Here is a 13,142-nt window from a genome sequence, read left to right on the forward strand (position 1 = left end):
CGAAGTCAGAAATTAGCCGCAGTGTACCTGAATCAGCGATGATTTGCTTGCCAACGCACAAATGCCGGACGCCGCGAGGCAACCGCATCGGCCCAGCGCGTAGGCTCCGGCAGGCGGTAGCCCTTGATGCAGCGCTGAACCCATGTCAACGCACTATCGAGAGCCACCCGGTGACCGGTGCTGACAAACAGCGGGTTGCAACGCGCTTTGCTGCGCCAGACCCACGCCAGCTGCTCGTTTTTATCCATCAGCAGCGCCAGCGCTCCCGGCTCATCGCCGGGCAGCATAAACTGACCGCACAGGCGCTTTTTTGCCACGCCAATGGTCGGAACATCCACCAGCAGGCCAAAATGGCTGGCGACGCCCAGACGCCGGGGATGAGAAATCCCGTGGCCATCGACAAAGAGCAGATCTGGTTTTTGTGCGAGCTGCTGCCATGCCGCCAGCAGCGCGGGCGTTTCACGAAAGGAGAGAAAACCGGGGATATACGGCATGGTGGTGGCAACGCGCGCCACCTGATACTCAACCAGTTCCAGAGATGGATAAGCGAGCAGCACAATAGCCGCCCGCGTCACTTCACCTTCTTGCTCGAAGCCAACGTCCGCACCGCCGATCAGCCGGGGAGGATCCCGATCCAGTCGATCCTCACGAATGACCGACGCGGCCAGCTCCTGCTGCCGTTCGCGTAGCGACGCCAGATCCATATTCGCTCCTTAGCGATGATATTGCGCCGACAGCCGGTGCACCGCTTCCACAAATACGCCGGCGTGTTCAGGATTCACATCCTGATGGATGCCATGACCGAGGTTGAAGACATGGCCCTCTCCCTGACCAAAGCCGGCCAGTATGGTCGCGACTTCTTCTTCAATACGGCCCGCAGGCGCATAGAGCATGGAAGGGTCCATATTGCCCTGCAGCGCCACTTTGTGACCGACGCGGCGGCGCGCATCGGCGATATCGGTGGTCCAGTCGAGGCCCAGCGCATCACAGCCGGTTTCGGCCATCGCTTCCAGCCACTGTCCGCCGCCTTTGGTGAATAAGGTCACCGGTACGCGGCGGCCTTCGTTTTCACGCAGCAGGCCATCAACGATTTTGTGCATGTAATAGAGCGAGAACTGCTGATAATCGCGGCCGGTCAGCACGCCACCCCAGGTATCAAAAATCATCACCGACTGGGCGCCCGCTTTGATTTGCGCGTTCAGGTACAGCGTGACGCTTTTGGCCAGCTTTTCGAGCAGCGCATGCAGCGCCTGCGGGTCGGCATACATCATTTTCTTGATCACAGTGAAGGCCTTGCTACTGCCCCCTTCAACCATATAGGTCGCCAGCGTCCACGGGCTACCGGAGAAACCAATCAGCGGAACCTCGCCTTTTAGTTCGCGGCGAATCGTCCGCACGGCGTTCATCACGTAACCGAGCTCATCTTCCGGATCGGGCACCGGCAGTTTGTCGACATCGGCTTTGCAGGTAATCGTCGAGGTGAAACGTGGGCCTTCGCCGGTTTCGAAATAGAGCCCCAGCCCCATTGCGTCAGGGATGGTCAAAATGTCCGAGAAGAGGATCGCCGCATCCAGCGCATAGCGGCGCAGCGGCTGCAATGTGACTTCGCAGGCCAGCTCGGCGTTTTTACACAGCGACATAAAGTCGCCCGCCTGGGCACGAGTGGCTTTGTACTCCGGTAAATAGCGGCCCGCCTGGCGCATCATCCACACCGGGGTCACATCAACGGGTTGGCGCAGCAGCGCACGCAGATAACGATCGTTCTTCAGTTCGGTCATTTTGCAGTTCCTTAAGCGTCAGGCCGTTATTGTATCACGTCATTCCTCGTCGGCCCGACACATTGCCACGGTGTCTTCTATCAGGCGGCGCGCTACGGTACCCGGCGGCGGCAGCAGCGGTAAATCGTCATAGCGATACCAGCCAGCCTGCAGCAGCTCTTTCTTGTCGATCACAATCTCGCCGCTGTCATATTCCGCCATAAATGCGGTCATCAGCGACTGCGGGAACGGCCACGGCTGGGAGGTCACGTAGCGCAGATTTTTCACCTTCAGACCGCACTCTTCCATCACCTCGCGGGCAACCGCCTGCTCCAGCGTCTCTCCCACTTCGACAAACCCGGCCAGCACCGTATGTACGCCATTGCGATGGCGGGTATGCTGTGCCAGCAAGATAGAATCGTCCCGGCGAATCGCCACGATCATGCAGGGCGCAATTTGCGGGTAATAACGTTCGCGGCAGTGGCTGCATAGCATCGCCCATTCGGTTTTGCTGGGATGCATAGGATGCCCGCAGTAGCCGCAGAATTTATGCGAGCGGTAAAATTCGGCCAGCTGGATCCCGCGTCCCGCCAGTTGAAACAGCCCCGGATCCTGATCCAATAACTGACGCAACGATCCCATATCATGCCGACGATCCTGGCGCACCATCCACACCGCGTCGCCTTGCCATTCGCCAATATGCAGTGCGTGCTGGCCGACAAGATTGAAATTTACCGCTTCGCCATGTGGTAATTCCCCGTCGGGTAACCATAATTTTTGTTCGTGACTGACGATCCACCAGCCGCGATCTAATTTTTCAATAATACGATCCATATCTATTGCACTACCTTCGTTTTACTGGCACTTTTAACATTATATTTACATTTTGGTGAGCAACGTTATTTTCTTAATCTTGCGGAGTCAACCATGTTAAACCAGCTGGAAAACCTAACGGAACGTGTTGGAGGCAGTAATGAACTGGTCGATCGCTGGCTGCATGTACGTAAGCATTTGCTCGTCGCTTACTACAAGCTGGTTGGCCTGAAACCAGGAAAAGAATCCTTTATGCGGCTTAACGAAAAGGCGCTGGATAGCTTTTGCCAAAGCCTGGTGGATTACCTCTCCTCCGGCCATTTTAGTATTTATGAACGTATTCTTGGCGAAATGGAAGGTGATACGCCACTTTTGGCGGCCACCAGACTCTATCCGCAGCTGGAAGCCAATACCCAGCAAATTATGGATTACTACGACTCCTGCCTCGAAAATGCTATCGATCATGATAATTATCTTGAGTTCCAGCAGGCGTTGTCCGATATCGGCGAAGCGCTGGAAGCCCGCTTTGCGCTGGAAGATAAGCTGATCGCCCTCGCCATTTCGTACAACCTGCGGGACAACGTCAGCGACAATATCGCGCCGACTGCTTGAGTTGTGAACCGTTAACGAGTAATTTACAGACATTCTCCCTCTGCGGAGGGAGCGTTATCTTGTCGGAGTGCCTATTTTCCACACTGGAAAAGGCTGAGACCGTTAATTCGGGATCCGCGGAACCTGATCAGGCTAATACCTGCGAAGGGAACAAGAGTAAACTGCAAAGAGCGGCCGTCCCTCAGGGACTAAACGCATCTGTTACTCCATCCGTCGTCTGACAAGCCATCTCCTTTTCATCTGGAATGAGCTATGTCTACAGAAAAACTGACCCGCCGACAGCAGCGCGAACGCGCTCAGCGTTTTATCGACACGCTTGAAGGCTCGGCCTTCCCCAACTCGCAGCGTATCTACATTCAGGGTTCGCAGGATGATATTCGCGTCCCGATGCGTGAAATCCAGCTTAGCCCCACGCTTATCGGCGGCGGCAAAGAAAATCCGCGCTATGAAGATAACGAAGCGATCCCGGTGTACGATACCTCCGGTCCCTACGGCGACCCCAATATCCCGATCGATGTCCACCAGGGTCTGGCAAAGCTGCGCCAGCCGTGGATTGACGCGCGTAACGATAGCGAACCGCTGAGCCATCGCAGCTCCGCTTACTCCCAGCAACGCCTGGCTGATGACGGCCTTGACGGGCTGCGCTTCAGCCGCCTGCTGACGCCAAAGCGGGCCAGAGCCGGCCGCCGCGTGACTCAGCTCCACTACGCCCGCCGGGGCCTCGTCACGCCGGAGATGGAGTTTATCGCCCTCCGCGAAAATATGGGCCGCGAGCGCATTCGTAGCGAAGTGCTGCGCCACCAGCACCCGGGAGAAGGGTTCGGCGCCCATCTGCCGGACAACATCACGCCGGAGTTTGTCCGCGACGAAGTGGCTGCCGGGCGCGCCATTATTCCCGCCAATATTAACCATCCCGAGTCGGAGCCGATGATCATCGGCCGTAACTTTCTGGTCAAAGTTAACGCCAATATCGGCAACTCCGCCGTCACCTCGTCCATTGAGGAGGAGGTCGAAAAGCTGGTGTGGTCAACCCGCTGGGGAGCGGATACGGTGATGGATCTCTCCACCGGCCGCTATATCCACGAAACCCGCGAGTGGATCCTGCGCAACAGTCCGGTGCCTATCGGTACGGTGCCGATCTATCAGGCGCTGGAAAAGGTCAACGGCATTGCCGAAGACCTGAGCTGGGAAGCCTTTCGCGACACCCTGCTGGAGCAGGCGGAGCAAGGCGTTGACTACTTCACCATCCACGCCGGCGTCCTGCTGCGCTACGTGCCGCTGACCGCCAGACGCCTCACCGGTATTGTCTCCCGCGGCGGTTCGATCATGGCGAAATGGTGCCTGTCGCACCATCAGGAAAACTTCCTCTATCAGCACTTCCGCGAAATTTGTGAAATCTGCGCCGCCTATGACGTTTCGCTTTCGCTCGGCGACGGTCTGCGCCCGGGTTCGATCCAGGACGCCAACGATGAAGCGCAGTTTGCCGAGCTGCGAACCTTAGGCGAGCTGACGAAAATCGCCTGGGAGTACGACGTGCAGGTGATGATTGAAGGCCCGGGTCACGTGCCGATGCAGATGATCCGCCGCAACATGACCGAAGAGCTGGAGCACTGTCACGAAGCGCCGTTCTATACCCTCGGGCCGTTAACCACCGATATCGCTCCCGGCTACGATCACTTCACCTCCGGTATCGGCGCCGCGATGATCGGCTGGTTTGGCTGCGCGATGCTCTGCTACGTCACGCCGAAAGAGCACCTCGGGCTGCCGAATAAAGAGGACGTGAAGCAGGGGCTGATTACCTACAAAATCGCCGCCCACGCCGCCGACCTCGCCAAAGGCCATCCCGGGGCGCAGATCCGCGATAACGCCATGTCCAAAGCGCGTTTTGAGTTCCGCTGGGAGGATCAGTTCAACCTCGCCCTCGACCCGTTCACCGCCCGCGCCTGGCACGATGAAACCCTGCCGCAGGAGTCGGGAAAAGTCGCCCACTTCTGCTCCATGTGCGGACCCAAATTCTGTTCAATGAAAATCAGCCAGGAAGTGCGCGACTACGCCGCCCGCCAGGATATCGAAAGCGGAATGGCCGATATGTCGCAGAACTTCCGCGCTCGCGGCGGCGAAATCTATTTACGTAAGGAGCAAGCCTGATGTATCAACCCGATTTTCCGTCCGTCCCGTTCCGTTTAGGCCTCTATCCGGTTGTTGATAGCGTGGTATGGATTGAGCGCCTGCTGAAAGCCGGCGTGCGTACCCTTCAGCTGCGCATCAAAGATAAGCGCGACAGCGACGTTGAGGACGATGTGATCGCCGCTATCGCGCTCGGTCGTCAATATCATGCCCGGCTGTTTATCAACGACTACTGGCAGCTGGCCATTAAGCATCAGGCCTACGGCGTGCATCTGGGCCAGGAGGACCTGGAAACGACGGACCTGAGCGCGATCCGCAACGCCGGCCTGCGTCTTGGGGTCTCGACCCATGACGATATGGAGATCGACGTTGCGCTGGCGGCACGCCCCTCCTATATCGCCCTGGGCCACGTTTTTCCTACGCAAACCAAACAGATGCCTTCCGCCCCTCAGGGGCTGGAACAGCTTGCCCGCCATATCCAGCGTCTGGAAGATTATCCGGCGGTGGCGATTGGCGGCATCAGCCTCGAACGCGCGCCGGCGGTACTGGGTACCGGCGTTGGCAGCATTGCCGTGGTCAGCGCAATCACCCAGGCGGCGGACTGGCAGCAGGCTACCGCGCAACTGCTGACGATCGCGGGAGCCGGTGATGAATGACAATGATTTTATGCGCTATAGCCGCCAGCTGCTGCTGGAGGATATCGCCATCGAAGGGCAGCAAAAGCTGCTGGCCAGCCGGGTATTGATCGTCGGTCTCGGCGGGCTGGGCTCGCCTGCTGCGCTGTACCTGGCCGGGGCCGGTGTCGGCACGCTGGTGCTGGCCGATGACGACGACGTGCACGTCAGCAACCTACAGCGGCAAATTCTGTTCACCAGCGATGATATCGCGCAACCCAAAACCACGGCCGCCAGAGCAAGGCTCGCTCGTCTCAACCCGCAAATTGGACTGATTGCGCTGAAGCAGCGGTTAGGCGGAAAGGCCCTGCTGGATGAAGTGGCGAAGGCCGATGTGGTACTGGATTGCACCGATAATATGGTGACCCGCCAGGCGATCAATGCCGCCTGCGTCGCCCTTGCAACACCGTTGATTACCGCCAGCGCCGTCGGGCTGGGAGGCCAGCTGATGGTACTGACGCCGCCGTGGGAACAGGGCTGCTATCGCTGCCTGTGGCCGGATGCTAACGAACCCGAACGCAACTGTCGTACGGCGGGCATTATCGGCCCGGTAGTCGGCATGATGGGTACCCTGCAGGCGCTGGAGGCTATCAAGCTGCTCAGCGGCATGGCAACGCCGCGTAATACTTTGCGGTTGTTCGATGCCCGCACCAGCAGCTGGCGCGCACTTGCATTACAGCGGGCTCAGGGTTGTCCAGTATGTGGAGGGCAGCATGCAGGTGTGGTTTAACGATGAACCGTTGCAGTGCGCCGAAGCGACATCCGTCGCCGCCCTGCTCACTCAGCTGGAACAGCATCAGCCGGGCGTCGCGCTGGCGCTCAATCAACACATCCTGCCGCGCGAGCGGTGGGAACACCATCTTCTGCAGGAAGGCGACCAAATCCTGCTTTTTCAGGTTATCGCCGGAGGCTGACATGTTACGTATTGCGGATAAAACATTTGAATCACATCTTTTCACCGGTACCGGTAAATTCGCCGCTCCCGACGTGATGGTGGAGGCCATTCGCGCCTCCGGCAGTCAGCTGGTGACGCTGGCAATGAAGCGCGTCGATTTACGTCAGCATAATGACGCTATCCTCGCACCGCTACTGGCGGCTGGCGTGAGCCTGCTGCCCAATACCTCCGGGGCCAAAACGGCAGAAGAAGCCGTATTTGCCGCCCGTCTGGCGCGGGAAGCGTTGGGTACCCACTGGCTGAAGCTGGAAATCCATCCGGATGCGCGCTGGCTGCTCCCCGATCCGATTGAAACGCTGAAAGCGGCAGAAATTCTGGTACGGGAAGGCTTTGTGGTGCTGCCCTACTGCGGCGCCGATCCGGTACTGTGCAAGCGTCTGGAAGAGGCGGGCTGCGCGGCGGTGATGCCACTCGGCGCGCCGATCGGTTCCAACCAGGGGCTGGAAACCAGAGCGATGCTGGAAATTATTATCGAGCAGGCCACGGTACCTGTGGTGGTTGATGCCGGTATTGGCGTGCCGAGCCATGCAGCTCAGGCGCTGGAAATGGGTGCCGACGCGGTACTGGTGAATACCGCCATCGCCGTCGCCGACGACCCGGTCACCATGGCCCGGGCTTTCCGCCTGGCGATTGATGCCGGATTGCTGGCGCGACAGGCTGGCCCGGGGACGCGCAGCGCGCAGGCGCAGGCCACCAGCCCACTGACCGGCTTTCTGGAGGCGCTGGTATGAATACCTTCACTGACCGCTGGCGGCAGCTGGACTGGGACGATATTCGCCTGCGTATCAACAGTAAAACCCCCGCCGACGTTGAACGCGCCCTGGCGGCAAAACAGCTCAGCCGCGACGATATGATGGCCCTGCTCTCTCCTGCCGCCGCGGGTTATCTGGAGCCGCTGGCGCAGCGTGCGCAGCGCCTGACTCGCCAGCGTTTTGGTAATACCGTCAGCTTTTATGTCCCGCTGTATCTCTCTAATCTGTGCGCCAACGATTGTACCTACTGCGGTTTCTCAATGAGTAACCGTATCAAGCGCAAGACTCTGGATGAGGCGGAAATTGCCCGTGAATGCGCGGCGATCCGCGAAATGGGCTTTGAGCATCTGCTGCTGGTGACCGGCGAACATCAAAGCAAAGTCGGCATGGACTATTTTCGCCAGCATCTGCCCGCGATTCGCCGCCAGTTCGCCTCGCTGCATATGGAGGTCCAGCCGCTGGCGATGGCGGAGTATGCCGAGCTGAAAACCCTCGGGCTGGACGGCGTGATGGTCTATCAGGAGACCTATCATGAAAGTATGTATGCGAAACATCATCTGAAAGGCAAAAAGCAGGATTTTTTCTGGCGACTGGATACGCCGGACAGGCTTGGAGAGGCGGGAATTGATAAGATTGGCCTTGGCGCATTAATTGGCCTCTCCGACAGCTGGCGCGTGGATTGCTTTATGGTGGCGGAACATCTGCTGTGGCTCCAGCAACGCTACTGGCGCAGCCGCTACTCCATCTCCTTTCCGCGATTACGCCCTTGCGCCGGGGGCATCGAGCCCGCCTCATTAATGGATGAACGGCAGCTGGTGCAAACCATTTGCGCCTTCCGCCTGCTGGCCCCGGAAGTGGAGCTCTCGCTCTCCACCCGTGAATCCCCCTGGTTCCGCGATCGGGTGATCCCGCTGGCCATCAACAACATCAGTGCATTTTCGAAAACGCAGCCCGGCGGGTATGCCGATAACCATCCGGAGCTGGAGCAGTTCGCGCCTCACGATGACCGTCGCCCGGAAGAGGTTGCCAGCGCGCTGGTAGCCAGCGGACTGCAGCCGGTATGGAAAGACTGGGATAGCTGGCTGGGACGCGCTTCCCGCTCATCATGATGAGGAATGTAACGTCGTAAACGTTCTTCGTGGACGATCGTAATGAGAGAAACGGGAGATTGTGGTCATATTTCCGTTTCTCTATTCTGCCCTGGTCAGCAGCGGATGCTGACCAGGGCGAAACTTCTCTTCCTCATTTTCGCCCTGCTTCATCGCATTCATAGCTCTCACGATCGAAGATAAATCCCATCCTCCCGCTGGCCACAGTTATAATTAACCAGGCAACATCTGATTCGCTTGCCAGGCATTGCGACTAATCCTGCGCTTCTTCCCATGGAAAAAACCTTCTGGAACGATTTAAAACACATGGCTCGTCACAGTAGAAAGCTCTCTTTTACTATGCCAATTCTTATTGGCTTTGCCGGGATTTTACTCAGCTTTTTGCTGATCGCCGTATTCGTCACCACGACGCAGAGACAGAACTTTCTCGAGGACTATCACCACGTTAATCGCAATTTCACCCATAACCTGGCCGTGAACTATACGGAATCGCTGCTGCGTGGAAATGATTATATCCTCGCCAGGGCAACTAAGTTCTTTGCGAACAACGATAAGTTAAATCAGGCCATTAATATCGATCCGCAAAGTGGGTTGCAGGAATTAATGCAGCTGCAGGAGCTGATGCCAACCGTCTCTTCTATTTCGCTGGCGGATACCCAGGGCCATTACCTCCGGGCGCCTGAAGTGCTGGAAAATGATAACAGCCGCGCCTTCGATCCGAAGTCCAGACCGTGGTTTATCAAACAGGCGGAGGCCAGTACTTTCAGCCACTATACCAGTCCCTATCTGGATTTCTTTACACAGCATCCGACCATTACGCTCTACAAACCGGTCATCTCACCGGAAGGCCGGCTCAAAGGCAGCCTCGCATTTCATCTGGATCTGACCTCAATGGGATACGCTTTACGCCAGATGGTCGCACCTGTTCAGGGCGAGTTTTTCGTCGTGCAGCGCGACGGGAAAGTCGTACTCCATCCGGATACCGGCGCGCTTTTTAAACCCTATGTCCGCGACGATCTCATGGACAAAATGACCAGCGCCGAGGGTCAGCTGTATGACGAGAAAAAGGGCATCTGGTATTACTATTATTCGTTCACCAATCCAGACTGGTTTGTCATCTACCGCGTGGATAACACCACGCTGGTCGATTTAACCCGGTATGAAACCGATATCGTGCTTTGGGGGTTTGCCCTGGCCGCCATTGTGATTATTCTCTTTGGCCTCTATCTGCGCCACGCATCCCACACGGTGCTGATGAATATCATCAACGCGATTAAAACCGGCGACGTTAACCGTGCTCCGCGGCTGGAAGCGATGCTGAGTAAAGCCATCGAAAGTAATAAACAGCGCGAACTGATCTATGTCCGCCAGGCTACCATCGATGCGCTCACCGGCTGTAAAAACCGCCGCGCCTTCGACAGCGATACCGCCGCGCTAATGAACGATCATCAACCTTTCGCGCTGGCCCTGGTCGATATCGATAACTTCAAATCGATTAACGACACCTGGGGTCACCTCAACGGCGATATTGTTTTACGCAACGTCGCACGTGAAGGACTGCAAATCCTGCAACCTCAGAATATTTCACTCTACCGCTATGGCGGCGAAGAGTTTGCCGTGATTTTCACCGGCGAGCATATTGCCAATGCGCCGGCGATACTGGAAAGCTGGCGACTCAGCATTGCCCAACGCACCTGGCGTGAAGAAGGACTGATGGTAACCTTCAGCGCGGGCCTGGGCGAATGGAATATGGAGCCTCTGGAGCAGCTAGTGGTGAGCGTTGATGAAGCGCTTTATAAAGCCAAGCAGCAGGGCAAAAACCGTATCGTCCGCGCTTAAAACCACCTGCATCTGCAGGCCCGTCAGCCCGGATTTTACTGTTTTCAACCCTAAAACCGAAACCGGTTTCATTATTTTGTGATGCCTTACACACAATCACGGCAAAGCGGTTGTCGTGTCTGTCGGCCCGCGATAAAGATGATGCATCAAGGGAACATAAGGGCCATCAACTATGAAGAATATCGTTTTATGCTGCGCCGCTGGAATGTCCACCAGCATGCTGGTTCAACGCATGCAGGCCGCGGCACAACAGAAAGGTGTGGAAGTCTCCATCAAAGCCGTACCGGTTGCCGAGTTTAAAGATAATCTTGCTACTGCCGATATTATCCTGCTCGGTCCTCAGGTGAAGTACGAGCAAGCTAAGCTCCAGGCGCTGGCCGACCCGTTTGGTAAAAAAGTCGCCGTTATCGATATGATGGATTACGGCATGATGAAAGGCGATGCTGTTCTCGATAAAGCCCTGAAGTTGATGGAGTAAGTCATGGAAGATTTAGAAACGATCATTATGGAGCTGTTGGTGAATGCGGGTTCTGCCCGCAGTTCGGCATTAACGGCTCTGCAGCTGGCCCGCAAAGGTGATTTTGCGGCTTCTGAGCAGGCAATGGCAGAATCACATGAGTTTGTGAAGCATGCGCATAAAATCCAGACCCAGCTCATCGGTCTCGATGAAGGCACAGGTAAGCTGCCGGTGAACCTGATTACCGTTCACTCCCAGGATCATCTGATGAATGCCATGGTGATACAGGATCTGGCAACCGATATGATTGAACTGTATCGTCGCACCGCGTAGTCAATAAACGCAGTGAATAGCAGGTGCCCGCCAGGCACCTGCTTTTTTTATTACAAGAAGCCGTAAAGCGCGGCGAAGACCCAGCCAAACACGCACGAAACGCTGACGCCAATGAGCCCCGGCAGAATAAAGCTATGGTTAATCACAAAGCGGCCGATATGCGTCGTCCCTGAGCGATCGAACTGAATCGCCGCCAGGTCGCTCGGGTAGGTTGGCAGAATATAATAGCCATAGCAGGCTGGCGCGGAGGCGACAATGTAGGCCGGATCGACGCCAATCGCCAGCGCCACCGGGACAATCGCCGCCAGCGCTGCGGCCTGGGAATTGACAAACTTGGAGACCAGCAGCAGTACGATGGCATAGGCCCACGGATACTCCTTCACCATTTCGCCGAGCACGCCTTTAATCTCCGTCATGTGCGCGCCGAACATCGTTTCCGCCATCCAGGCAATACCGTACACCGCCACAATGGCGATCATCCCCGAGCGGAAAACCTCATTCTTAGAAATCGACGCCGGGTTAGTTTTGGTGATGATGATGATGAGTGCGCCGGAGAGCAGCATGAACATCTGAATCACCAGTACCATCGACAGCGGCTTGCCGTTGAATGCCGGGCGCAGTTCGGAGAAGGCCCCCAGAACGGCAACCACGGCAATCGACGCCAGGAAGATCCACATGGCGACCCAGTTACTGGTCGGCAGTTTTCGATCCAGCAGCGTTGCCGTATCGCCATAAACATAATGACGGTTTTCCGGCGTTGAGATGAAAGCCTGAAACGCGTCGTCTTTATCTAAGTCTTTACCGCGAAACCAGCTAAAAATACCGATTGCCAGAATCCCCAGCAGCGTAGAGGGAATGGTAATAGCCAGCAGATCGAGAAATTCGAGATGCTTACCGTTGAAGGTAAAATTGCCCAGCATCGCCACCAGTGACACCACCGCTACGGACACCGGACTGGCGATAATCCCCATCTGTGCGCCAATGGAGCTGGCCGCCATCGGGCGCTCGGGACGAATATTGTTCTTGATAGCGACGTCATAAATAATCGGCAAAATCGTATAAACCACGTGGCCGGTGCCGCAAAGAATGGTCAGCGTACAGGTGACGAAAGGAGCCACAATGGAGACATATTTTGGATTGCGCCGCAGAAGTTTCTCAGCGATCTGCAGCATCACATCTAACCCGCCGGAAGCCTGAAGCGTCGCCGAAGCGGCAACAACCGCAATAATCACCAGCATCACATCAACCGGTGGCTTACCCGGCTGAAGATGAAAGACAAAGACCAAAATAACCAGCCCGATACCGCCTAAAAGACCCAGTGCGATACCGCCCTTTCTGGCACCATAAAAGAGACAAATTAAGATAATGATGAGTTGTATTGCGAATTCCATGCATCCCCCAGCCCCTGGCTATGAAAATCAAAAGACTTATCTTCTGCTGCCGTATTATTTAGCCATCTCCCGCATCGCGTTTTACGGGTATAAACCGCCCTCCTCGGCTTTATGAACCCGAAGATAAAAGAAAAAGTAATCACATGATTAATTGGACTTTTTGACTATATCGCCTTTGATTTGCTGATTTTTTGATACGTGTAGAATTTTTACCCATCAATAAGTGTGGGTATTAAGAAAAAACAGCCAGCCAACTTTTATATGAATTGTTTGCTGCTTAATTGAGGGGGAAATATTAATGGAATGTAATTCATTATGAGGGG

Annotated in this window: 14 protein-coding genes and 1 riboswitch; of the genes, 10 read left to right on the top strand and 4 right to left on the bottom strand. The window is 56.2% G+C overall.

Translation table 11 applies throughout. The features are described 5' to 3' along the window. Positions 1–32: 32 nt before the first annotated feature. The 3 genes from nfi to nudC are packed head-to-tail and all read right to left on the bottom strand — an operon-like array spanning position 33 to position 2,591. Positions 33–704 (bottom strand): deoxyribonuclease V, encoded by a 672-nt coding sequence (nfi, locus tag AC236I_RS23815; protein WP_183114452.1) that lies wholly within the window; start codon positions 702–704, stop codon positions 33–35. A 9-nt stretch (positions 705–713) separates the two neighbouring features. Beyond that, on the bottom strand, positions 714–1,778 hold the full coding sequence (gene hemE, locus AC236I_RS23820) for a uroporphyrinogen decarboxylase (protein ID WP_004118444.1): 1,065 nt from the start codon (positions 1,776–1,778) through the stop codon (positions 714–716). A 39-nt stretch (positions 1,779–1,817) separates the two neighbouring features. Beyond that, positions 1,818–2,591, bottom strand: a complete 774-nt coding sequence (gene nudC / locus AC236I_RS23825; protein WP_004118443.1) for an NAD(+) diphosphatase — start codon at positions 2,589–2,591, stop codon at positions 1,818–1,820. 93 nt (positions 2,592–2,684) lie between these two features. On the opposite strand from nudC, the gene AC236I_RS23830 reads away from it, so the two are divergent. The 10 genes from AC236I_RS23830 (at position 2,685) to AC236I_RS23875 (ending at position 11,428) form a co-directional block, all read left to right on the top strand. Then, entirely contained in the window at positions 2,685–3,182 is a 498-nt protein-coding gene (locus AC236I_RS23830) for an Rsd/AlgQ family anti-sigma factor (RefSeq protein ID WP_004118442.1), read from the top strand. 53 nt (positions 3,183–3,235) lie between these two features. Continuing rightward, positions 3,236–3,349: riboswitch (TPP riboswitch) on the top strand. Between the two features lie 85 nt (positions 3,350–3,434). Then, the gene (thiC, locus tag AC236I_RS23835) at positions 3,435–5,330 is read left to right on the top strand and encodes a phosphomethylpyrimidine synthase ThiC (RefSeq protein ID WP_004118441.1); all 1,896 of its coding nucleotides are present in this window, start codon (positions 3,435–3,437) and stop codon (positions 5,328–5,330) included. Continuing rightward, positions 5,330–5,965: a thiamine phosphate synthase gene (gene thiE / locus AC236I_RS23840; protein ID WP_487608657.1), complete on the top strand. Its 636-nt coding sequence runs from the start codon at positions 5,330–5,332 to the stop codon at positions 5,963–5,965. Before thiC ends, thiE begins: the two co-directional genes overlap by 1 nt. Continuing rightward, on the top strand, positions 5,958–6,713 hold the full coding sequence (locus AC236I_RS23845; protein WP_044346568.1) for a HesA/MoeB/ThiF family protein: 756 nt from the start codon (positions 5,958–5,960) through the stop codon (positions 6,711–6,713). Before thiE ends, AC236I_RS23845 begins: the two co-directional genes overlap by 8 nt. After that, the gene (gene thiS / locus AC236I_RS23850; RefSeq protein ID WP_004118436.1) at positions 6,697–6,897 is read left to right on the top strand and encodes a sulfur carrier protein ThiS; all 201 of its coding nucleotides are present in this window, start codon (positions 6,697–6,699) and stop codon (positions 6,895–6,897) included. Before AC236I_RS23845 ends, thiS begins: the two co-directional genes overlap by 17 nt. 1 nt (position 6,898) lies before the next feature. Beyond that, positions 6,899–7,669 carry a thiazole synthase gene (gene thiG / locus AC236I_RS23855; RefSeq protein WP_004118434.1) on the top strand — a complete coding sequence of 257 codons (771 nt, stop codon included), beginning with the start codon at positions 6,899–6,901 and terminating at the stop codon, positions 7,667–7,669. Further along, a complete protein-coding gene (gene thiH / locus AC236I_RS23860; RefSeq protein ID WP_487608658.1) occupies positions 7,666–8,799 on the top strand; it encodes a 2-iminoacetate synthase ThiH in 1,134 nt (377 codons plus the stop codon). Before thiG ends, thiH begins: the two co-directional genes overlap by 4 nt. Before the next feature lie 306 nt (positions 8,800–9,105). Next, positions 9,106–10,638, top strand: a complete 1,533-nt coding sequence (locus tag AC236I_RS23865) for a sensor domain-containing diguanylate cyclase (RefSeq protein WP_032718527.1) — start codon at positions 9,106–9,108, stop codon at positions 10,636–10,638. Between the two features lie 172 nt (positions 10,639–10,810). Next, a complete protein-coding gene (locus tag AC236I_RS23870) occupies positions 10,811–11,116 on the top strand; it encodes a PTS sugar transporter subunit IIB (protein WP_004118425.1) in 306 nt (101 codons plus the stop codon). Between the two features lie 3 nt (positions 11,117–11,119). Further along, positions 11,120–11,428, top strand: coding sequence for a PTS lactose/cellobiose transporter subunit IIA (locus tag AC236I_RS23875; RefSeq protein WP_004118423.1), 309 nt, complete (start codon positions 11,120–11,122; stop codon positions 11,426–11,428). A gap of 50 nt (positions 11,429–11,478) precedes the next feature. Here the strand turns inward: AC236I_RS23875 and AC236I_RS23880 are convergent, their stop codons facing one another. Further along, positions 11,479–12,819, bottom strand: a complete 1,341-nt coding sequence (locus AC236I_RS23880) for an anaerobic C4-dicarboxylate transporter (protein WP_004118421.1) — start codon at positions 12,817–12,819, stop codon at positions 11,479–11,481. Positions 12,820–13,142: the final 323 nt, after the last annotated feature.

The sequence above is a fragment of the Klebsiella sp. Sb-30 genome (assembly GCF_057652795.1).

Excerpts from the sequence above, each read along its gene's own strand:
- AC236I_RS23870 (WP_004118425.1), top strand. The coding sequence starts at position 10,811 with ATGAAGAATATCGTTTTATGCTGCGCCGCTGGAATGTCCACCAGCATG.
- AC236I_RS23845 (WP_044346568.1), top strand. The coding sequence starts at position 5,958 with ATGAATGACAATGATTTTATGCGCTATAGCCGCCAGCTGCTGCTGGAG.
- thiG (WP_004118434.1), top strand. The coding sequence starts at position 6,899 with ATGTTACGTATTGCGGATAAAACATTTGAATCACATCTTTTCACCGGT.
- thiC (WP_004118441.1), top strand. The coding sequence starts at position 3,435 with ATGTCTACAGAAAAACTGACCCGCCGACAGCAGCGCGAACGCGCTCAG.
- nudC (WP_004118443.1), bottom strand. The coding sequence starts at position 2,591 with ATGGATCGTATTATTGAAAAATTAGATCGCGGCTGGTGGATCGTCAGT.
- AC236I_RS23830 (WP_004118442.1), top strand. The coding sequence starts at position 2,685 with ATGTTAAACCAGCTGGAAAACCTAACGGAACGTGTTGGAGGCAGTAAT.
- nfi (WP_183114452.1), bottom strand. The coding sequence starts at position 704 with ATGGATCTGGCGTCGCTACGCGAACGGCAGCAGGAGCTGGCCGCGTCG.
- thiH (WP_487608658.1), top strand. The coding sequence starts at position 7,666 with ATGAATACCTTCACTGACCGCTGGCGGCAGCTGGACTGGGACGATATT.
- thiE (WP_487608657.1), top strand. The coding sequence starts at position 5,330 with ATGTATCAACCCGATTTTCCGTCCGTCCCGTTCCGTTTAGGCCTCTAT.
- thiS (WP_004118436.1), top strand. The coding sequence starts at position 6,697 with ATGCAGGTGTGGTTTAACGATGAACCGTTGCAGTGCGCCGAAGCGACA.
- AC236I_RS23875 (WP_004118423.1), top strand. The coding sequence starts at position 11,120 with ATGGAAGATTTAGAAACGATCATTATGGAGCTGTTGGTGAATGCGGGT.
- hemE (WP_004118444.1), bottom strand. The coding sequence starts at position 1,778 with ATGACCGAACTGAAGAACGATCGTTATCTGCGTGCGCTGCTGCGCCAA.
- AC236I_RS23880 (WP_004118421.1), bottom strand. The coding sequence starts at position 12,819 with ATGGAATTCGCAATACAACTCATCATTATCTTAATTTGTCTCTTTTAT.
- AC236I_RS23865 (WP_032718527.1), top strand. The coding sequence starts at position 9,106 with ATGGCTCGTCACAGTAGAAAGCTCTCTTTTACTATGCCAATTCTTATT.